This is a genomic window from Haloarcula sp. K1, assembly GCF_001647155.1.
Lineage (GTDB): Archaea > Halobacteriota > Halobacteria > Halobacteriales > Haloarculaceae > Haloarcula > Haloarcula hispanica.
Window position 1 is genome coordinate 48,701 of sequence record NZ_LRHL01000006.1, and the last position, 21,318, is coordinate 70,018.

22 protein-coding genes and 1 pseudogene are annotated in these 21,318 nt (G+C 52.5%); 11 read left to right on the forward strand and 12 right to left on the reverse strand.

The genetic code is table 11. The annotated features are described in order from the left end of the window. Positions 1-57 precede the first annotated feature (57 nt). Positions 58-2,535: an RND family transporter gene (locus tag AV929_RS03185; RefSeq protein WP_064287419.1), complete on the reverse strand. Its 2,478-nt coding sequence runs from the start codon at positions 2,533-2,535 to the stop codon at positions 58-60. Then, the gene (locus AV929_RS03190; RefSeq protein ID WP_064287420.1) at positions 2,535-4,475 is read right to left on the reverse strand and encodes a COG1361 S-layer family protein; all 1,941 of its coding nucleotides are present in this window, start codon (positions 4,473-4,475) and stop codon (positions 2,535-2,537) included. Before AV929_RS03190 ends, AV929_RS03185 begins: the two co-directional genes overlap by 1 nt. A gap of 349 nt (positions 4,476-4,824) precedes the next feature. On the opposite strand from AV929_RS03190, the gene AV929_RS03195 reads away from it, so the two are divergent. Further along, positions 4,825-5,172 carry a hypothetical protein gene (locus AV929_RS03195; RefSeq protein WP_064287421.1) on the forward strand — a complete coding sequence of 116 codons (348 nt, stop codon included), beginning with the start codon at positions 4,825-4,827 and terminating at the stop codon, positions 5,170-5,172. Next, positions 5,172-5,510: a hypothetical protein gene (locus AV929_RS03200; RefSeq protein WP_064287422.1), complete on the forward strand. Its 339-nt coding sequence runs from the start codon at positions 5,172-5,174 to the stop codon at positions 5,508-5,510. The genes AV929_RS03195 and AV929_RS03200 overlap by 1 nt, the downstream gene beginning before the upstream one ends. A 112-nt stretch (positions 5,511-5,622) precedes the next feature. Here the strand turns inward: AV929_RS03200 and AV929_RS03205 are convergent, their stop codons facing one another. Continuing rightward, on the reverse strand, positions 5,623-5,919 hold the full coding sequence (locus tag AV929_RS03205) for a hypothetical protein (RefSeq protein WP_230458826.1): 297 nt from the start codon (positions 5,917-5,919) through the stop codon (positions 5,623-5,625). A gap of 289 nt (positions 5,920-6,208) precedes the next feature. Between AV929_RS03205 and AV929_RS22570 the strand changes: the two are divergent. Further along, positions 6,209-6,667: pseudogene (locus tag AV929_RS22570) on the forward strand (30S ribosomal protein S15); the annotation flags it as partial. A gap of 1,211 nt (positions 6,668-7,878) precedes the next feature. Then, positions 7,879-8,523, forward strand: coding sequence for a hypothetical protein (locus tag AV929_RS03215; protein ID WP_064287424.1), 645 nt, complete (start codon positions 7,879-7,881; stop codon positions 8,521-8,523). A gap of 341 nt (positions 8,524-8,864) precedes the next feature. Here the strand turns inward: AV929_RS03215 and AV929_RS03220 are convergent, their stop codons facing one another. Both AV929_RS03220 and AV929_RS03225 read right to left on the reverse strand, forming a co-directional pair. Next, a complete protein-coding gene (locus AV929_RS03220; RefSeq protein ID WP_080510022.1) occupies positions 8,865-9,293 on the reverse strand; it encodes a radical SAM domain-containing protein in 429 nt (142 codons plus the stop codon). Between the two features lie 119 nt (positions 9,294-9,412). Next, the gene (locus tag AV929_RS03225; protein ID WP_064287425.1) at positions 9,413-10,798 is read right to left on the reverse strand and encodes a DNA methyltransferase; all 1,386 of its coding nucleotides are present in this window, start codon (positions 10,796-10,798) and stop codon (positions 9,413-9,415) included. A 139-nt stretch (positions 10,799-10,937) separates the two neighbouring features. Here AV929_RS03225 and AV929_RS03230 point away from each other — a divergent pair, with 139 nt between their 5' ends. The 3 genes from AV929_RS03230 to AV929_RS03240 all read left to right on the forward strand — a co-directional run bounded on the left by AV929_RS03230 (position 10,938) and on the right by AV929_RS03240 (position 13,422). Further along, complete coding sequence (locus AV929_RS03230) at positions 10,938-11,255, forward strand: helix-turn-helix domain-containing protein (RefSeq protein WP_064287426.1); 318 nt, start codon at positions 10,938-10,940, stop codon at positions 11,253-11,255. A gap of 104 nt (positions 11,256-11,359) precedes the next feature. After that, entirely contained in the window at positions 11,360-12,178 is an 819-nt protein-coding gene (locus tag AV929_RS03235; RefSeq protein ID WP_064287427.1) for a hypothetical protein, read from the forward strand. Between the two features lie 563 nt (positions 12,179-12,741). Then, on the forward strand, positions 12,742-13,422 hold the full coding sequence (locus AV929_RS03240) for a hypothetical protein (RefSeq protein ID WP_064287428.1): 681 nt from the start codon (positions 12,742-12,744) through the stop codon (positions 13,420-13,422). Positions 13,423-13,527: 105 nt separating this feature from the next. Here the strand turns inward: AV929_RS03240 and AV929_RS03245 are convergent, their stop codons facing one another. From AV929_RS03245 to AV929_RS03270, 7 genes are all read right to left on the reverse strand, one after another. Beyond that, a complete protein-coding gene (locus AV929_RS03245) occupies positions 13,528-13,710 on the reverse strand; it encodes a hypothetical protein (protein ID WP_064287429.1) in 183 nt (60 codons plus the stop codon). Next, entirely contained in the window at positions 13,707-13,940 is a 234-nt protein-coding gene (locus AV929_RS03250) for a hypothetical protein (protein ID WP_064287430.1), read from the reverse strand. The genes AV929_RS03245 and AV929_RS03250 overlap by 4 nt, the downstream gene beginning before the upstream one ends. Positions 13,941-14,044: 104 nt before the next feature. After that, a complete protein-coding gene (ftsZ, locus tag AV929_RS03255) occupies positions 14,045-15,241 on the reverse strand; it encodes a cell division protein FtsZ (protein ID WP_064287431.1) in 1,197 nt (398 codons plus the stop codon). Positions 15,242-15,246: 5 nt separating this feature from the next. Then, a complete protein-coding gene (locus AV929_RS21230) occupies positions 15,247-15,897 on the reverse strand; it encodes a hypothetical protein (protein ID WP_080510025.1) in 651 nt (216 codons plus the stop codon). 1 nt (position 15,898) lies between these two features. Then, entirely contained in the window at positions 15,899-16,768 is an 870-nt protein-coding gene (locus AV929_RS03260) for a hypothetical protein (protein ID WP_230458827.1), read from the reverse strand. Between the two features lie 509 nt (positions 16,769-17,277). After that, positions 17,278-17,529 (reverse strand): hypothetical protein, encoded by a 252-nt coding sequence (locus AV929_RS03265; protein WP_064287433.1) that lies wholly within the window; start codon positions 17,527-17,529, stop codon positions 17,278-17,280. Then, positions 17,526-17,822: a hypothetical protein gene (locus tag AV929_RS03270; RefSeq protein WP_064287434.1), complete on the reverse strand. Its 297-nt coding sequence runs from the start codon at positions 17,820-17,822 to the stop codon at positions 17,526-17,528. The genes AV929_RS03265 and AV929_RS03270 overlap by 4 nt, the downstream gene beginning before the upstream one ends. Before the next feature lie 154 nt (positions 17,823-17,976). On the opposite strand from AV929_RS03270, the gene AV929_RS22910 reads away from it, so the two are divergent. The 4 genes from AV929_RS22910 to AV929_RS03285 all read left to right on the forward strand — a co-directional run bounded on the left by AV929_RS22910 (position 17,977) and on the right by AV929_RS03285 (position 21,148). After that, positions 17,977-18,210, forward strand: a complete 234-nt coding sequence (locus tag AV929_RS22910; protein WP_155120712.1) for a winged helix-turn-helix transcriptional regulator — start codon at positions 17,977-17,979, stop codon at positions 18,208-18,210. A gap of 481 nt (positions 18,211-18,691) precedes the next feature. After that, complete coding sequence (locus AV929_RS03275) at positions 18,692-19,369, forward strand: hypothetical protein (protein WP_064287435.1); 678 nt, start codon at positions 18,692-18,694, stop codon at positions 19,367-19,369. Further along, positions 19,366-19,680 (forward strand): PadR family transcriptional regulator, encoded by a 315-nt coding sequence (locus AV929_RS03280; RefSeq protein ID WP_064287436.1) that lies wholly within the window; start codon positions 19,366-19,368, stop codon positions 19,678-19,680. Before AV929_RS03275 ends, AV929_RS03280 begins: the two co-directional genes overlap by 4 nt. A 1,168-nt stretch (positions 19,681-20,848) precedes the next feature. After that, complete coding sequence (locus AV929_RS03285; RefSeq protein WP_064287437.1) at positions 20,849-21,148, forward strand: hypothetical protein; 300 nt, start codon at positions 20,849-20,851, stop codon at positions 21,146-21,148. Positions 21,149-21,318 lie beyond the last annotated feature (170 nt).

Here is a 21,318-nt window from a genome sequence, read left to right on the forward strand (position 1 = left end):
TGCCGGTAAGCCGGTATTCCCATGCAGGAAAGCCGCGCTGTTTACAGTGCGGAGATGTCACTGTATTGTGGGACGGAGACGCGCTAATAGATCGATATCCCACTGGTGTATTCGTTCCCAGAGTAACACTGCGGGTGGGAGTGCTATCACCGCCGCGAGGAACGAATAGGTGACACTCAGACCGATCAGGACCCCGAAATTGCCGAGAATCGGGGTAATGGCTAGTGCGAGCGCACCAGTTCCCAGCGCGGTTGTCAGCATACTTCCGAACAACGCGCCGCCAGTCCCTGTCAGCGTTACCATCATTGCTTCGTGGGCACCTGTCGTCGCATCGTATTCGTCAATAAACCGGTGGGTTGTATGCACCGAATAGGCGATTCCAACCCCAACGGAAATAGAGAGGATCGTTGCTGTCAGTGCATTCAGCGTGATATTCAGGTATCGCATCGTCCCGAGCAAGAACGCGATTGCCACCAGTATCGGGAAGATATTGACCACGCCGAGCAGTGGCTTCCGTTCCAGGATGCCGTAGATGATCACAAGGAACGCGGCAGTCAGTCCGACTGCCATGACGAGTCCCTGAATCGCAGACTGGAAGATACGATCCATTACCGCCGCAAGGACGACGACGCTCCCCGTAGCCGTCGCTTCGAACCGGAGTCTGTCTGCTAGTTCAGCCCCGCCAGCGGTCACTTCTGTCTGTGTGGCGTCGGAATCAGTCCGATATTCGATCTGCGCGGAGCGGTAATCCTCAGTGAGGTATCGTTCGGCCCGATCACTCGCCGAGGACAAGAACAGTTCGTCGTAAATCTGTTCGAGATTCTGGTCGGGAATTCCGTTGCCGTTCTGGTCATTTCGGGCGACTAAGGCGGCAAATTCTTCGTTTTCGTTCGCGTGGGATTTGATGACAGTCACGATGCTCCGCGCCTCTGCCTGCCCGCCAGGCCCAACTGCAAGCGACTCTGGAGGATCGTCGTTCGGAGCGGCGAGGGCTTCGAGAGCGTGATCTTGCTTGAGGTTCCCCTGGACATATATTTTCACAGTACTACCCTGACTGCTCCCGAATTTGTCATCCAGCAAGTTAATCGTCGACGTTATCGTATATTCACCTGGACTGAGCGACTCAGGCAACTCTGTGAGGTAGGCTGGAATCTCCTCGGGGGGAAGAAAATCTTCATTCTCGAATGAGGTGCCGACACCCGACCCATACGCGCCCATCAGACCACCTGACAGGAGCAAGCCCAAGACGATCACCGTTGGAGCGTACTGGCTCACCTGTGCAGGAAACGCGAGCATTCGTCCGAGGACTGAGTCCTCTGACGCGATCGGGGCGGAGTTGAATTCCGGAACGCCGAGACGCGTACGTAGGTCGTCGCTCACCAACTTGGCCGCGGGTAAGAATACCCCGAAAAGGAGGAACGTGAAGAGAATACCAACTGCTGAAGCGATACCCAGGTTCCGAATGGGTGTAAGGGTAGAGATAACGTTCGCACCGAATCCGAACACTGCGGTCACGGTCACAATGACGAACGCGACGATGAGCTGGTCGTTCGCCTCTCGCATCGCCTCAACTGCTGTGAACCCGCGCGCTGTCTCCTCTCGATAGCGGTTAATGATGTGGATACCGAAGTCAACGCCAACAGCAAGCAGTAACACCGGGACCGAGATCATCTGTTGGCTGAACGGAATCCTTGCGTATCCAAGGAATCCAAACGTCCAGATAATCGTCATCACAAGCGTTACCAGTCCCAGCAGTACGTCGATGGGGTCACGGTATGCGACTACCAAGAAGAACAGTAACAGTAGTATCACCACTGGCATCACAATCAGAAGAGAATCCGACATCGACTGCCGTATTTCTGCTTCGGTCGTTCCTGACCCGAACGCACGAACGTCGCCCGGCATATCGTTAGCGACCCTTTGGACGCCCGTCTGGACAGCAGTCAGATCGTCAAAACTACTGGGGAAGTCATGCGAAATCGTCGTGATTGATGCAGATGCTGAGACGCTAGTTGGATTGAAATCGTTTGATACCGATCCGGTCAGTCGAGACTTATCTTCGAGTTCGCGAACAGCCTGTCTGATGTCAGACCGGGGCGCACGTTCGAGGGTCTGCCGGTATGCTTCCGGCGTTTCCGCTGACGGGTTCAACTGCTGTGCAATAGTCGGAGCCGGGCCACTAGCTGACTCCATCCGAAGGTCATCACGGTCCGCAACGCGTTCGATAAGGCGTGCGTCACGGACAAGTGCTTCTTTGGTCAGAACGTTGCTGTCCGTCCGAATGAGTTGTGTCGTGTCCTGCGTGTCCGACTGAAACGGGCCCTGGAAATTCTCGGTGACTTCGTCTTCGGCCTCCTGTTCCGGTAGTCCCTCTGTGAACGAGTCAAGACCACCGGCGCTCACTTGCACAGATCCTAAACCGCCGACGAAGACCCCCGTAACAAGCAGAAATACGACGATAACTGCTCGTGGCCGGTCCACGATTGTCGTATTGAGGCGTTCTGTCGCCGTTTCAACCCGCTCCGCCAGTGACATCAGTCACGCCTCCAGTAGACGACTGCCCCACCGCCGATGACAACTACTCCCAGCCCCAGGATGAGTGGGACAGGCAGTCCCCCGCCGCTCTCGGGAGCCGCATCGACTGGCTTCCTGAACGTATCCGACAGGTGGGTGTTGCCATTGCTATCCGTATACCGGAAGTCGAACGACATTGGATACGTGCTCCCCGCTGTCGCGGAGGACCCCGCCGACACTTCGAACGCCAGCGTCGTGGACTCACCGGGGTCTAACGACTCGATGTAGCTGGTGTCCGCGCCACTGATGCTGAGTGGGTCGTCAGCAAACAGCCGTGCTTCGATGTCGGTAACCGTCTCGTCGAGGTTGTTCGTCACTTCCACCGAGACGACCCGTGCGTTCCCCACGGTAATCGTCCGGTCTGCGACCGCGAGGTCGAACTCGTCCTCACTGGCGGCAACGTCGGACTGGACCGACAGCGTGTCACTCGTCAGCTGGTCGCCGTTGTCGTCCTCGTAGCCGACGGTGTAGTCGAACTGGCGTGGCCCCTCGCGGGCGCTGTCGGAGGTGTCGACGCCGAAGCTCACCGTCGTCGACTCGCCGGGTTCCAAATTACCGACGGCGTACTGGGTTTCCTGCGGGGAGAGATTGGAGTGATCGCTTTCCCAGTTCACCACGGCGTTCCGGACGGTCCGGGGACCGTCGTTGACGAGCGTGGCTTCGAGCGTGCCGTCTTGGCCCGCCCGTAGCGTCCCGGTAACGTCCGACAGCGCGAACTTCTGTTTCGGCGTGGTCTCTATACCCAGCGAGAGACTGTCGTCGGTCCCCGCGTCGCCCTCGGGGTCGTCGTACTGGACTGACGCCGACAGCGTGTACGAGCGGACTTCGGAGTTCGAACTTGCAGTTGCGTCGACGGTCACGGTTCGGACCTCGCCGGGGGTCCACTCCCCGACGAACTGCGAGGTGGAGCTGGCGTCGCCGAAGGTGATGTCGCTGCTCTGTGAGGTGACCGTCACCGCTGCGTCGTTGACAGTGACTGGTCCGTCGTTGCGAAGTGTCAGTTCGTACTCCCCGGTGTTGCCGACGGGTACCGTCGAGGAGGTGTTGACGACTGTGAACGACTGTTGGGGTGCGGGGGCGATGCCAACCGTGTTGCCGACTGACTCCGTTCGGACGCCGTCAGTGTTGTCGAAAGCCACGGACAGGCCGAAGTTGTGCGGCTCCGGCTCGGCGTCACTGGACGCACCGACCCGGTACTGGAAGGTTCGGTTCTCGCCGGATTCCCATGTATCGACAAAGCGGGAACTCTGCTCGTCACCGCCGACGGTGAACTCGCTGTTCTGGCTCGCCAGTGTCACTGCGGCGTCAGTTGCGGCCGTCTCACCCGTGTTCTGGATGGTGAGTTCGACGTCGCCTGTCGAACCGACACGCGCGCTAGAATCGACATTGACGATGTCGAAGGTGGCGTCGTCGCTGATCCGGACGGTAACATACTCGATTTGGGAGTCACTGTCGTAGTCACGGGCGCCTGTCCCCTCAGAGACGTAGCTGTAGTGGTCGTACTCCAGTTTGACAGGGACGCGGTAGGAGCCAGGGTCGGCGTCATCGTCGACGCTGACGTCGAACGATACTGTCTGCGATGCGCCCGCAGCCAGATCTCCAGTGAGTTGCCGCGAGGTCGTTACCGATATCGGGGCGTCGTTGGCGCTGACACTGACCGACAAACCACGGGCAGTAGTCACCTCGCTGTTCAGACTCGGGTTCGTACTGGAACCGGAATCGAGCTCACCGTTGTTCGAAAGCACGACATCGAGTGTCGTTTCCTCGCCCGGTGAGACGGTGTTGTCTGCAAGTGCAACCTCAATGGCGGGACTTCCGGTCACGGCGGCGACGGCAGTGCCACTCGCAACCGACACCACGACGGCAGCGAAGAGGACGGTCGCGATACTGCTACGCTCCATTACGTATCCCCCAGTGTGACTGTGATGGCCGTGAGCAGGCTTGTATTCTGCAGAAACCGGGAGATCGTATCATCTGCTGACATTGGCTGAAGAATGTGTGCTGCAACAATTCTCGTATCACGGGAGAACAGATGGAGAGGGGATAATTAAACAGGAATCCAGATTTTCCACGCCAGAAAAACTGCTGTAGAGTCGGTACAGAGCTTGTTAGCGGAACTCATACACACGCAAGAACTGGGCTGATAGACACTGAGATGGCTCGTATTCTGAGTGAGGAAATAGTATGAGTCGTTTTTCAGAGTCAGAAAATCAGCACTCATACCAAGCATGACTGCGAGAACGACTACATGTGAGTGAGGATACCCAGTCGAGCGAGATTTACTCCCTTCTCGACGATGAGTACGCTCGTACCATCCTCACGTCAACGAATACGACGGCCAAATCCGCGAAGGAACTCAGCGATGAGTGTGACGCCTCACTCCCGACGATCTACCGCCGCACTGCACGCCTCATCGAGTGTGGACTCCTCGAAGAACAGACCCAGATCGAAGACGGCGGCCACCACTACAGTGTCTACAAGGCGCGGCTCAAACGCCTCACAATCGAACTAGAAAATGATGAACTCACGATCGAAATCGAAGAGCAACCGACGGAAAATATGGCGGACCGCTTCACCGAGATGTGGGGGGAACTCTAATGCAATCAATGCAGGTTGATCCGTCGCTGATTCCGCCCCACTATCTGCTTCTCCTCTTGGTTACGCTACTCGCCGTTGCGATGGGGCTATTTATCGCCTATCAGGCCTACCAAGGGTACCGTAGAAATGAAAGACGACAGATGCTGTTTCTCGCGGTTGGGCTCGCATTTATCACCGTTATTTCACCGATAATCTCGCTGGCAATTTCAGCCGTCGCATTACAGTTCAGACTCGAACTGATTGTGTACACGTTTTACTCACCGCTAGTGAGTAATACCATCAAAATCATCGGCATCGGATTCATCATCTATTCGCTTTCTTTACGGGGCCGATCCTAATTAGCGATAGAGTATTGACCGATCATTCAACAACACCTCAGTACCTCATTCTGTAGGTATATTCTCATGCCAGCAGCTACAGACTCCCGATTCGTGATGTAGAAACGGCGACTCAGAACTGTGTCTCTTGCCGTTCGGTGAAGGTCTCGTAGCCGTCTTCGTCGGCCTCGATGAGATCAGGTCGGACCTCCGCAAGTCCTGCCCGGACAAGCAGTCCCAGGACTGACCCGCGACTCTCCGAGTCGGTGGTATCTCTGTCTAGGTACTCCCGAACATCAGTCCCAACAGCACCGAGTTGTCCAGCCTCGTCGAGGCCACGGATCAACACTGCAAGATTCCGGTCTCGCATGGTGAGATTCGTCGGTACTTCTCTGGCATCGAGTTCCTCGTAGACATCGACGATGTACATCTTCGACCAGTTATACTGAAAAAGGCACCCACTAACGTGCATAGTGGCTGCTGCCTCCTATTTGAATAGCGGATGTGAAGACAGAGGGGTAAATCTAATATTGTTGAATGTTACCACAGATATATGAGCGGCATATACAGTGGGCCAGACCAACGGCCCGTCCACTATAATTTCACCCACCCCTCAAGAAATACGGCACCAAACCATTATTTAATATCCGAACAGTTCATCATTTCTGCTGGAGAGAAACTGCTTAATAGTACTATTGAGTTCGCTTAACAAAATCAAAATGGCTCGGATGCACACCAGAAGACGTGGCCAAAGTGGTTCTGACAAACCCCTCACCGATGAGCCGCCGGAATGGAGTCATGTAGACCCAACTGCCATTGAAGCACGCATTGTGGAACTTGCTAACCAGGGGTACTCTCCATCAAAGATTGGAATTAAACTTCGCGATGAAGGAGTGCAGGGAACTCCTGTCCCTAATGTAAAGCTTGCCACAGGAAAGAAAGTAACCGAAATACTCGAAGAGAATGACGTTGCATCCGCTTTTCCAGAAGATCTTCGCAGCGTTATGAAAAAGGCAGTTCGAATTCGCGAGCACCTCGACACACATCCAAATGACGACAGTAATAGGAGGGCTCTGCAGAATAATGAAGCTAAGGTTCGACGACTCATATCGTACTACAGTGGTGACAAGATTCCTGATGACTTTACATATAGCTATCAGAACGCAAAGGAGGTCCTCAATAGCCCTGCTCACACGGATTCTGCGTCGATGACTGGAGAAATGTTGGTAGGGAGTGATACCGGAGAGTCAATACCAGATGATACTGCGTCTGCTTGGGATAATCAACCGTCTGGTGACGCTCCTGAGATCGGTACAGCTGTACAAAATGACGCCCCCGAGGGATCACTTCAATCTCTGCGCGTGCTTCCACTTACCAATGTAGCTGGTAACCTCGTGAAAGGTTCAATTCCAACTGATAGGCAGCAGTTCACGTATGAGCGGTTTTCTACGGGCGACTCATCACTATACTGGCCATCCAATATGGACGTCGAATTATTTATATCTAGAGTGCAGTCTTTCCCGAAAGTCAACGACACTACCCCTTGTGAAATTATACTGGATGCCAGTGAGAGTTCTGGGTACAGGCAGCTTGAACTATCGTTTTGGGAGGTTCGTAGCAAACACAAATTAGCGGATAGCTGTGAATTTGTCGCAGTGGTAACAGATGACTATGAAATAACATGGGAACATCGTCCTTCACAACCGATGGGGTATGATGCAGAAATTGTAATTATGCTCAAAAGCAAAGACATCCATTTAGAACAGATGCTCCCACAATTATTTGAAGATCCAGTACCCACTCCTGAAAAAAGCGAATCACTGGCTAACTTAGCAAAGACTCTTCATCGAATGGATCGTGACAAATTGCTCGCACACAAGTAATATGAACGAAGTTTATAATTCCACACCATGTGATCGGAGTTCCGGTAACGACCATCCCACACAAACCCTTCGAGCCCGGGTAATCGATACGGAAGAGGAGTGTGTTATTGGACCCGATGAAGAGGCTACTCACGAGATTGAATTTCGAAATGTTCGACGTAGGGGTGTCATAGGTAAACTCATAGCAGACAGCACTAATGAGTGTATCCAATATTCCGATATTGATCCCACAGATAACATCTCAGAAGATGAGACAAGAGTGACAAAAAAACTAGTGACTGAGCCTGGTATTCCGTACCCACCAGTCCGCTATACTATCACTGTCTGTAATGAGGAGTCCACTGAAGATTCCCTGAAAACGTTACTTCGCCCATTAGAGAACGAGGATTCAGTCGAATGCAGTGGCGATACAGTCAGCGATGGAGGGAACCCCATCCCCGCCGAGAATCTCCGAGTCGTGCCAGAAGTAAATATCAAATAAAACATGGAATCCGCAGAGTACAGTTATGTTAGCTGAAATCTTGATTACTACTTTTTTTCGAACTCTGATCGAACTTTTGCCGTTTTTAGCAGTCCTTGCAATCGAACTCAAAGGAAAACGGTTCCATCAAGTATACGCAGAGCAATTTAAGATGGTGGCAGATGCGGATATTTTGCCGACGTTTAATGACTCGAATGAAGATGATATCAGTGCCGTTCAAGAGGTCGCTCAATTTAGTGTCGCAAGACACGACACCATCAAATACGCATCGTACTCTTTTTTCGTAATTACCGTTATTTTCTTTTCAAAAATTCCAGAGGTCCTTGATCTCGATATCTCTAACGCTGGACAGATAGCCATCTTTTTTGTAGGTGTGTTGTTGTGGGCAGCTGCCGCTTACAAACTATATGGCTGGCGGACAGATGCAACTGTATTTTATCGAAATATTACTCCGTTCGATTACTTCCGTGACCCCGGTGACGAGCCACATCGCCGCAGCCAAACCATTCCGTTAATTGGAGAGGTGAGTTTGCTACGACATCACGCTGATATACTCCTCATCAATGGCACACCGGTATTGTTAGTGCTTATTGCAAATGGACTGCTTGTGATAATTCGTATTTATACAATGCCGACCATATCGATTTCAGCGCTCACAACGTTGATTTGAAGCATGACGGTCGAATCTACGCGTATCGGATTCGCTATCGATTCCGGCGTTGACGACGTGCACGAGGCTTGACGAGCTTCATGGAGATGGTTGAACGGCTGCTGAGTTGGGTGCGAAGATTGAGCAGACGATGACTTGATTGATGCCATTGTCTACGAGCTATGTAGGCTTACCAACGTGGAAATCGAGAGTGTTGTGGATACGATCGGGGAGAGACTGGTCTGCTGGGTCATAGCTAACTAACACAGATCCGTAATCGCCCGGCTATTAGCCAGTCAGCTGTATATCGGGACAAGCTAGTTCTTGATGGACAATGGGGCATTCCAACAATATACTGATCATCATATGAGATGCTCTATAGACTCGCTGTCCGGGGCTAGCTTGGACTGCTCGGGCAAGGCATCTGTCTCACGCTCGGAGAACGACTCTGGAGAGACGGCCTCTTGCATCGCTTTGAGCTTCGACCGAAGCTGACCGCTCGTCAAGCGCACCAGTTCATCGTCTGGCCAGGAATACACTTCGATCCCGTCGAAGCGCGTTGCGACCTGCTGGACTGTATTCAACTGTTCGAGGGCGTACTCAACCCAGTACTGGTGGCTGTCCTGCATCTGCTGGAGTTCGGTGACAACGTCGTCGTAGCCGGCTTGCTCGGCGGCAGTGAGACACTGCTGGAAATTCGCGCCACGGGGATTGATTGGTTCGTGGAAGACAACGACCTCACCGAGCGCTCTAAAGTAGCTGAGTAGCTCGTGAAAGTCATCTTCGTCCATCGTCGTATGGGTGACATCGAGACGAACACCGACACACCAGCCTGCTGGAGCTCGTTCAACTGCCAGCGAATTATTGGTGGTGGGGCGTTCAACTATCGTTGTTTAATACAGACCTGCCGCTACTTATGAAGGATCAGAATATTTTCTTCGATATCATCATATTTGGCAGTTGTCGCCGCCATGTTTCTCCAGAGCTCAATATCCATTTGGTCAAAACCCACTCTATCAGTGGCAATTTCTCCTAAGATCTTAGCAGTCTCAACCTCGACTTGCCAGTATGAGCCTGAATCCCCAACAACATATGCAGCCTTTCCGTCCGCTGACAGCAGTTCGTAGACTTCCTCTAGATGCTCCTGCATTCCGGCAAAGTACTCCTCTATAACACGGGGGTAGTACTGCCCAAAGCCGTGCTGAATATCTTCCTCTTCAATGATCTGCTCCATTTTCGAGACAATTTGATCTACCTCATCTATGCCTCGGATATTGAATCGTTCACCAGCATCGTCAGCGACATAGATGTTCTTTGTATGTGATCGGATATTTTGCTTCTTTATTGCCTGCAAGTCATTATTGTCGTCACACTCACCCAACCAAACGAGTTCAAGTCGTTGGTTCCGGGTGTAGTCATGTTCTGCGGGATACGGCGGTGAAGTAATAAGATAGTCAACTGTGCCAGCGTGCCTCTCAGATTGAAGTAGTTCAGAGGATTTGAGCGCTGCCGTCAGATCTCGGGCGTCAGCTTGGTGGATCTCGGACTCCCCTGGTTCGAATTCACCGGCGGTGATTGCTTGCTGGATCCGCTCAAGATCTTCCTCGATATCTGCGAGCTTTGTCTTGAAGATAGTGTAGACATCGCGATCGCCTTCGGCTGACCGATCTCGTGTTGCTTCTGGGCCAAATCTGACATTCCCAACATCTTCTGGAAGAATAGCAATCATCGCCAGTCGAAACAGGTCAGTCACATCATCATCCGATAGCTGTTCAATGTGGTCCCGAAGTACTACCATCTTCTTCAGCGGCTTTTCGCTTAACCATCCTTTTGGAATCTTTTCTGGTTCGGAGAAATCATAACGGTCAAGCGAAATATCTTCACTGTCGTTGTCGCTGAATGAGCCGAGTGTAGTGTTGTTTTTGGAGCTGATCTCTTTGAAGATCGGCTCAACAGTCTGGAGTAATTCAGATCGCCGGTCTCGGAACGACGCTAAGTCCACATCCCATGTTGTCTTCACTTTACCACTCAGGACAGCTGCAGGTGATGTGTCGGTCCCAATCGCGTCGATACCGAGTTTCTTAGCAGCGAGTGTCGTCGTTCCAGTGCCGTTGAAGGGGTCGAGAATCAGATCCTCTTGTTCAATACCGAACTCTTCCACTAGATCAACAATCAACTGATCGGAGTAGGCATAGACGAAGCGGTACCAATCGTGTATATCAGTGTCTGACAGTCGCTGCAGGTTATCTTTGTGTTTCAAGTCTAACTCCCTCGTTCGTGATTGCTCTTCGCTCATGATAGCAACGGTCCCGGTATAAACGCCGTGTCTTTTGAAATCTTCGATACACCAATAGAAGTAAACAAAATATATCTATTGATACTATCCAAAGCACATCTAAGTATAATTTAGGAGGGGAGGGTAGCGGGCTAGCGCTATGGACACCGAAGAGTTGGATTCGCAGGCCAGGTTGTTTAGCGTCTTATCATCTGAGCTCCGATTACGATTACTTACAAAGTTGGCTGATGACCCGGTTACGGCACCGGAACTTGCCGAGGATCCTGCATTTCAAGTCACGGCTGAAACGATCCATAATAATCTGAAGCAACTCCGTGATGTTGGTCTTGTAGAATCTGAGCGCGTATATGGGCCGGGCAATCGTCCAAAAGATGCCTTTTCACTCCACAAGGATGGCTTTGAGATTATGTTGGCTGTTTCAGACGACTATACTTTCGACTTGGAGTATTTCGACTAACTATATGACTTTCAGTCGAAACAATTCAAAGATTACTATCGAAATCTCCGACTAATAATAATATCGCCGACATGTTTAGACGAGAATAGCCGGTCGATGGTGGTATGAGTGATGCCGCAGATGTTGATGTGAAGCAGATTAGTGGAAAGTATGCGCAGTATATTATTGCCATCTATCAAATGAAAATTGACTCCGAATTCAATGCGGGCGATGACATACCCTTTGATAAATCAGATATTGAGGCGGCTCGGAAGGAACACGGACTGGACCGAATAAAAAATGTCCCGGATCTTAAGTACAATCTCCGAAGTCGGAGTGACTTGCCGGCCCCACTGCTGGAGTCCGGTTACAAAGCTATCATTCAGGATGAGGACGCACAACGCTCGGATGCTGCCTACTTGTTGACCACTGAGGTTGATACGGTCACGCTTCCCGCTCCAGATAGGCGGCAGGTCTTGGACACTACTGGAATACCACCACTAGTACAGCGGTACAGCACCACAGATGAACAAGGCATTCTAACACGCGTTCGGTACACCGATGTACTGAATTCCTTTACTGGGTTGGACTGTTACCACCTGCAGAGCCACTTGCGGACCTCCGGGGACTCAGGGCAGGTTGAAATCGATGATTTGTACATCGCGGAAGATGATGACGACCAACATTATGCAATCGTTGCCGAGGGCAAAGGGGAGGGTGAGAAATTTTCTCGGAATCAGATCTTCAGGAATGTACAGGCTATTCGAGGGAAAGTAGACTATCCCGCAGCGGTGGAAGCACTGGGTATCAAAGCAAACGACAACGAGACATTCTCGATAGTTGAGTTTGCGGTTCCACATAATCCGGACGAGACTGTGGAGATTAAGCGAGTCTGGGAATACTCACTGCCTGATTCAAACCACGAAACGCTCGATAATTTTTAATTGATCGCACGAGTTGGAAACGAAGACGGAAGCGGATGCGGCCAGGGCACCGTAGAAACGACCACTCATTCAGATACTGGTGGGTTTTCGCCGTCGTTGTGAATAGGTTTCCCCTAAAAGCATGAGTTCAGTTTGAGGTTGAGATACCTGACTGTGTAGAGTTCTCGAGCAACAAACGACGGTCAGAAAGCGGATTGGGAGTTGGCTAACCAACAAACAAGCAGTAGTGCCTACGTTTGTTGGTTAGCGCTCTACCCTACACTGTCGCAGCAACGTGCTGATACTCCGCTTGTGACGGCGTCGGCTGTAACGTCAACCCGGCCAACGCTAACTCCCGGAGCACTTCGGGCGGCACACCATCAGCATCCCGAAGCACGGCGTCGAGGGTCCATTCACTGTACTGACTCGCACTCGACGCGAGCACACCACCCCAGTAATCAAAAATATTGCTAATATTTGACTCAGGATGACATTAGAACGCAACAACAGCGAAAACTATGGCTGTTAAGATCAGTACCAACTGTAATCAAAGAAATATATTGTAGCATCTACAACCATTTTGCATGACCGAAAAAGAAATAGAATATACCATAGCGTTGCCAGCGACGCGGCTGATTGGCGACGAAATAATAGACCTGGAACAGGTCCTCAAAGCCAATGTCAGGAATGAAACCCTAACTTACGAGATTATTGACGGGAATACAGTCTATACTTTTAATAGTGCTACCGAATTACTCAGCGACCCGACCGTACCGGACTTCATACGAGAGTTTTGGATATCTTTAGAATGTGATGCAGGCGTACTTGAGATTGATTCAACTACGGAGAGCATCAACGATCCAATACAGTTAGTCATCACTGGCAAACCGGACTGGGTACGCTCAAAGCGAGCAGAAGTGCGAGATTTCTTTTCAGCAAAACAAGATAGACTCCGTACGTTTGTCGAGGGTTCATTCAGGCTAGAGCTAGCTATTGCAGCAATCCTTGGAGCAGCTCTGTATTTTCTCCAATGGACTGGATACGCGGCCAGCTACGGAGTCACCAGTCAAGAAGATATTAATCGAATAGTATTCTTTGGTGCGATGACTACACTATTCTCAAGAAGTATCTTCAACCGCCTATATCCGTATTCGCTCCTCATTCTGAACCCAGACAAAGAATTATATCCCTTCTTGCAGCGTCTCGCTTATCTCATCATGTTAGTGGCTGCTATAATTGCAATCAACGGATGGTTGATGACCTAGAATGCAGTGGAGCGTGGCGTCAAACCCTCTATGGCCCAGTCAGTCTAGATCCCGAACTGTTTCAGAACCAGAAATCTTTGAACAGTTACTCGGGTACCTCGCTACTCAGATTCGCCGCATCGTCGTCACGACCTCTCGTCCAGTCACCCGCCACTGACAGCCATTCCAGACGGCCTCGATACGCTCAAACCCACCGTCGGACCGTGGTTCGAACTCTATTTTCCGCTTGGGGCCACGCACAGGCTCGTATACGAAGCCCTTCGCGTCGGCGACCGACATTTTGCTCATTGGTTCATCACCCGAACAGCTTGCTCAACCAGTGACTCGCCCAGCCGCACTGTAGACCAGCCACAGCAGTCGGTTCGCCAGGCCTCGACCCACGCTCGCGGCGAGTCGGTGGCGTACAGCTCGCCGTCGTGAGTCGCGGGCGTCAGAACGCCCTCGTCAGCCAGCTCCGCGAGATCGTGAACCTCCAGGACCTCGCCAGCGTAGCAAATGAACGCGCGATAGTCAGTCAATTCACCGGCAAAACGGTGTTTGTAACCGTTGGTATCAGTCTTGATGAAAGTCGTCCGATACGGGCGTAATGAGTGAACAATAATGGACCCAGTCTTTCACGTTCCTATTTATCTGTCCGAACAACATCAATTCCATTGACTGTTTCCGTTTCTTCAGACTGTTCCTCTCCACCATCAGATTCGGCTGTAGGCTGCCCATCAATTTCATCTGAAGCAGAGACCTCCTGATCGGTAGTTGGGTCCTGCAGGGCATCTCGGGATTTGTCCGCCTGTTTCTGGGTTGTCGGACCAAGTACTTGTGCGGACTCAATCCCTGTCATAATCGCCATAACACGCACTTTTCCTTTGTAGTCTTCTCGAATTCGAGCTCCCCAAATAACGTTAGCACCCGGTTCAAGTCGCTCGGTGATTTGTTGTGCAATACCTTCAGCCTCCTTCAGTGTAAGATCCGGACCACCAGTGATGTGGACTAGACTGCCGCTCGCACCGCGGTAGTCCACGTCGAGCAGCGGATGGTTCATTGCGTCTCTGACGACTTCTTCGGTCTTGTTCTTGTCCTGGGTCTCGCCGACCAGCATTACCGCGATGCCGCCCTGATTCATGATGGAGGTCATGTCGGCGTAGTCGAGGTTGATGAGGCTCGGCTGTGTGATGGTTTCGGAGATACCCTTGACGGTCTCGGCGATAATCTGGTCCATCACAGAGAACGCCTTACCAATAGGCAGGTTTGGAACGTAATCGATCAACCGATTATTGTCCAATACAATAACTGAGTCCGCTTGGTTGCGGAGCTTCTCAAGGCCTTCCTCAGCCTTGACCGTGCGAGCCCTCTCAACGTTGAACGGCGTCGATACCATGCCTACGACAATCGCACCCTTTTTTTTGGCAACCTCCGAGACCACGGGGGCCGCCCCGGTACCGGTGCCGCCACCCATGCCGGCAGTGATGAACACAAGATCAGCGTCACCCAACGCTTCTTTGATAGTCCCTATTCCCATTTCTGTAGCACGCTCACCCATTGAGGGGTCACCGCCTGCTCCAAGACCATTAGTCAGAGACTTGCCGATTAGAATCTTCGTGTCGGCTTCAATCATCTTCAAGTGCTGTTTATCCGTGTTGATCGCTATAGTATCAGCTCCCTCGATCCCGATGTTGTATAGACGGTTAACTGAGTTATTCCCAGCACCGCCACAGCCAATGATCACGATTCGAGGATCACCAAACCCATCAACATCATCGTCGGTAAACTGCTTTTGCTCTTCTTCATCGCGTTCAAGAGCCTCATTCACAATATCTTGCATTTTTATCACCACATAGTATGCATCTCTTGATCCGAGCCACTGTCATCATCTACATCGTTGTCTTTGTCATCGTACGCCGTCCCCATCGTATCAACATCATCTGGTTCTGCCACGATGATATCATCTGAATCGCTGTTATCTACAGCCTCATCAGACTCTGACTCCGTCCCAGTAGTGACTACCGTATTGTGTTCCGGTGACTGGTTATTAGAGTCCGTACTGGTACTGGCTCCCTTTGAGGTGTCATTTTTGTGTTCACTATCTTTCCTTCCGGCAACAATTATATCATCATCACTATCTGCCGAACCAGTCTGTTTACCTGCTGTAGTGGTCTGCGTTTCTTCACTGTTCGACATTGAACTGTTCCCAGTACTATCTGTCTGTGCAGCGAATTGCTGGGTGACACCTTCAACGATTTCACGCCGAGCTTGATCGGGATTAGAGACACCAAATCCGTCTAGATCAACGCGATATGTCGCGTCTGCAACAGTGTGGGCCACTGGTTTTAATGAATCTTCGGAGATTTCTACACGGTCAAGTTCTGGATCACCAGCAATCTTCGATCCGATAGATTGTGCAAGACTAGCACTAACATCTGATTCATCCTGTATTACCTCTTCAACAATATGTCGGACAAGTTCAGTGGTAGCACTCATGTCAATCACCACCAGAATCCGCTTTCAGCTTGTTTAATACAGTCTCGAACTCCACTGGATGTTCTCCACTAAACCTAACATAATGTTTATCGTCTGGCAAGAATTGCTCGCTCTCGTGTTCGACCTTGATGAGATGGTTTTCTAATGACTTGCATGGGCAGCAAACCCGGTGATTAGTCAGCGAAGCCTTCGCTACGCTGGTCATTTTCCGCTTGATCCAGCCACTGATCTCGTCGTTATCTGCTGGTGCAATGTTCCCGTCAAGTGTGCCACTAATCACAAACCGCCATTGGTTTGACTGGCCTTTCGAACGCATACCGACAGCCCCAAACGAGATGTTAACTGGCTGCTCTACGCCGAGTTCGATGGCGGTTAATTCCATTTGCCATTCTATTGGTCGTGAGATTGCACTTGACTCGATAGGTGCGGTTCCCCCTTCGGCAAGACGACTCCCGAACCAGTGCATCAAACGTCTCGCCTGCTGGTAATCCTGAACATCAGTTCGCATAAGTCCATATGGCTCTGTTTCGAACAGGGGCCGGCAGATCGTTTGGTCTGGAATAATGTATGCTCCCTTGTCTCGGTTGACTTTTTCTATAGGGTAGACCAAGCCAAAGTCAGAGAAGACCTTCATGACAGATTTATTATATATATCGCTCGTCGTGAGTCCGGCCTCTTCTGCAATTGCTTTCTTTGTAAGATGGTCCAGGTCGCTATTGAATGCAAGGCGAAGAAGTGCGTGCAAGGCCTGCTTTCTGGTACCGTCACCGTATACGATTTGATTGATTTGCGTCAGGTATTCTTCTAGTGGGTCGTCAACGTCTCCAGTTTCATGGAGACGTTGCTGCCACGGGTTGAATTCCTTAGTCATGATCTTCGCCACCGGTTTCGGTTCCGCTACTTTGCGTTCCGATAGACATGCTTACATACGTACATTACCGCGCATACATCTTATTCCCGCTACAAGAATCTAGACCTAGAACTTAAATGGACCACTCTAACGATCTTTGAGTTACGGTGCAATTGGCTCTAGAAATCTGAAGCTATGGTTTCGTGAATGTAGTAAGAATATAGCTGTATGGATAATCGAGGGGAGACGACTGAACGGCCGAATCTCCACAGACGGTATGCACATGAACTAATTCTAGAGGCAGTAGTGCTCTGTATATTCGCAATGTTCTATGGCATTATCTGGCCGCCACTTGCCGCACATCTTGAGCTACATATGATTCTGGAATGTATTATAAATATCTCAACACAGGCTGTTATCGGATTTTATTCGCTGTATCAGATTCCCCGGACGCTACGGTTGCTTTATCAGGATTGGAGAGAATTATGAGTCACACGTTTTCCATCTTGCACGTTGGTGTATTTCGGTATTTAGGCTGTCGCCGCCACATGCTGATACTTGGCCTGCGACGGCGTCGGCTGCAACGTCAGCCCAGCCAACGCCAGCTCCCGTAGCACCTCTGGCGGAATACCTTCAGAATCACGCAACACAGCGTCAAGCGTCCATTCGCCGTACTGACTTGCGCTCGGCGCAAGCACATCAACCGACTCAGTCAGCACTTCCTCTTGAATCGCTCGCGCTGCACGCCGGACACGCTTCCGTTCTTCCACGGTGCAGCTCACGCCTCAACACCTCGCAGGAGATCGCCGACCAGCGACCCACCAACGTGCGGCCCGATATCCCAGCCGCGCTCCGAGCGCGTGTACTCACACCACTCTCCAAGCGTCTCAAAGGGCGTCTCTGCCAGAACAACCTTCTCGGCATCACCATCGGCCGCGATAACAGCCACAGTGAACTCGTAGCTGTCCCAGTAATGCGCCGCGCCGTCGCCGTCAACGCCAAGGAAGAGCGGCCGACCTTGGGTGAGTAGTTCACGAGCGGTACGTTCTTGTGGATTGGATTGCGTAGTTGCCATTGGTTCTGGATGGAACCACGCGCCTCGGTGCTACAACACCGGGACGATTTCGTGAGAAATCGACCAGCAGCGCGTGTGTTCCTATACTTAGCTTATGTTACGCCACCGGCATAAGTGTTTTCTATACAGCAAGCTATAGGGAAAGTAGAAGATAATGAGTACCCGTGGAAAAGATCGATCTGTGAGTGACGAAGAGCTAATTCAGGCAATTAAACGTCATCCCGACCCGGCAGTGAAAAGTACAGAGCTTGCCGAACGGCTACCACTTACGAGTACCCGGATTAATGAACTACTCAAATCATTAGAGAGTGAGGGTATCCTCAAAAAGAAATCATTCGGCAGTGCCAACGGGTGGTGGGTATCCAGAACTCAGGATTTAGACCGCTAAGTAAGTTTGTCACGGGCCGCTTCAACGACACGCTGGTGGCCTTTTGGAGTGATCCACCATAATCGTCTTCCAGACGCGGTTTTGGAGGTTACTAGCCCTTCATTTTCCAGTTCGTTCAGAAGGTCGTTGACACGCTGTCGTGACAGCGGCAGCGGATCAGACACTTCACTGGTGAATAAGGCTGGATCAGCTGATAGCAAAAATTCGAGCAAAATCCGATCATCGCTGACTTTGCGGTCTGACCCTCGCTTAGCCATTCTATCTCATCTTCTACGTCGACATAAATAGTAATGTGCGATGTAATTGTAACTCGTATAGAAAAGTTTGCTGTACGGAAACACTAAGTGCGGTCAGTGTAACAGTCTGAGATAGGCGACGCCCACAGCAACCACCGGCGTCCCATCGAACCCATGACCGTCCGCAAGCCCACCCACGAAGAGTCGCATCGCTCGCCAACCACTCCCTTCGCTGGAGGGAGAGCATGACTGCCTGGCACACTTGCACCGCCCTCCAGCGGGATCTCCTGAAAGCGATTGCCGACCACGACCATTACGACCGCGAGGCCACCGCCGACGCCCTCCAGATCGCTGTCGAAACCCGACACGAAGCCACGCTCAACGACGCCCGCGTCACGGACGCTCTCGCCGGCCTCGAAGCCGACGACCTTGTCGCCACCGACGGGACCTACGCCCTGACCGACCGCGGCCAGGATGCCATCACTCAGGCTGCTCGGTCGCTGGCTATCGTCACCGGCTACGATCTGGTCGTCACCGACGGCGGCACCACCATCCCTTCACATGCGGCGGCGGCCAGCAGGCTCGACACCGCCTTACAGGCCGCCGAACCCGCCCTCGCTGACGACGAACTCGAACTGCTGGACGCTGTCAGTACGTACCTCCGGAACACGGATGGCTTCGTCGTGCAGACCCACGCCGAGCCCGCAATCCGCAGCCACGCGCTCGATGTAATCGCCACCAGCGAAGACGGCCACGGTGCGTCTGCCGGCGACGTACTGGACACGCTCGCCAAAGAGTACGGAGCCAAGCGGGCGCTGACAGCCTTACTGGATCTCCTGGTGCAAGGCGAGTGCTACCAGCCCGAGCCAGCGACGCTGCGGCGGGTCGACACCGATACCGACGAGCTGGGAGACAACCGATGACGACCTACCACGAGTTGACCGGCTTCCAGCGCGATCTGCTGGAAGCCATCGCCGCCGTCGACGACGACCCCTACGGCCTCGCGCTCAAGGAGTATCTCGACGAGCGCTACGCCGAGCCGATCAACCACAGCCGCCTCTACCAGAATCTCGACCAGCTCGTTGAGCAGGCCCTCATCAACCGCGACGAGCTCGACGCCCGCACCAACGCCTATACGCTGACCGACGCTGGCAGACAGCTACTCCAGCACCACGCCGAGACGCTCGCACAACTCTGTGAGCTGCCCTGTCTGACCAGAGGTGCCCAACAGTGATGGTACCTGTACACTCCCGTGGCTCTGATATCACGCGGCTTTTATACAGCTACCCGAAGGCGAGTGTGGGGTGGCAACGGGCACAGAATTTGCCACCCGTCTGTCAGAGGCACGGGCGGGTTCTGGACCCTGCTCACGGCATGGCCCAACTGAAACCATCCTGGGATCCAGCCTGTAGCGGGGATCAGAACCCGTGTCTACGCTATGCACTCCTCCTAATTAATTTTAATTTGCCCCTGTCATGCAGTCTCAAGCCTCCAGCTGCCCGATTCGCTGCCCACTCAGACTCCGGTGGAGTCCATACTCAGAGACGTAATTCCGCATATCGGAACCAGACTACACACTGGCACCAGTCATCTCAGGAGAAGAATGGGGGACAGCCACGGGGAAATGGCGTATCACAGCCCATTCAGCGTCGCCTGAATCGGCGACGGGTTCTGGACCCAGACTACTCGATGAATCAGATGGGTCCTATGGGGATGCTGAGCGGGGACCAGAACCCAACTGAAGATAGCATGAGTCGGAATAAAATCGCTTGCGGTTTCCGTCGAATCGCAAGCAAGCGCCGGTATTATCCTCGTACCAGTCGGCCCCGATGCCAGCAACTACCAGTCTCACTGCTACGTAGACAACTGACTCGTCAGGAGAGTGGGTCGCGGTATGAAAGTGGTGGGCTGCTGGGGGGTGTAGGAAGTGGCGTGCAACGCACCACCGGAAGTCGTCATCCACGACGACGGGTTCTGGCCTCGGGCAAATCGATGATTCGGGGTGGGTCCATGGGGGGATGGAATAGAGACCAGTACCCAACCGACCGGTATGGTGTTGGTATCAAAAACAGTTGTGAATCAGACTCACAGTTTGTCCACCCATCGGACACGACACAGCCGCAAGCGTACCGGCGACAGAATGGTGGCCAGCCGGGGGACAGCCGTACTGAAGCTAGCGCTTCCGCCACCATTCGAGCTCATCGGCCCCGACACCGAGTTCCGGATCCGGACCAACTACTACCTCCGATTGGCACCACTGACAGTCACTCCGGCCTCGGGAACTCATCCGATTCATTGGTAAGTACACATAAAAGTCGTTTTGGCCGTCATTTATCTAGTACTGCGTTTCTGAGTGGGTATCAACGCCCCATCAATTGCTCACTCTACAGGGAGGTTGGCCGATGACTACCCACCCGACCGTCGGCGAGATCGTCGCCATTACGGCCACCAATAGTAACCCGCTGTTGCTGGTCCGTACTGTCGACGACGAACACGTCACGGGCGTGTTACTGGCCGACCTCTCGACAGAACCGCTCCGTCGGTTGCAGGCGTCTGAACCAGACACGACCACGCGCCGACGGCTGGTCGACGCAATCGGTCAGACTGGCGAGCTGATGTCGTTCACCGTTCCGGTCACAGAGTGTGCGCTGGTTGAACGCGAGAGCAGCCGTCCTGAGCCATTCGCAGGAGGGGATGACTGATGGCCCGCGCTGATCCATCACCGGAACCTGCCACCGAGACAGCGTCATCAGACACAGCCCAGTGGCGACTCCACTACCACGTCGGCGACCTCGAACATTACACCGAATGGACGGCTGACTTCCCCTCCATCGAGAACTACTACGACCAGTACCATCACGGGGACCACGCC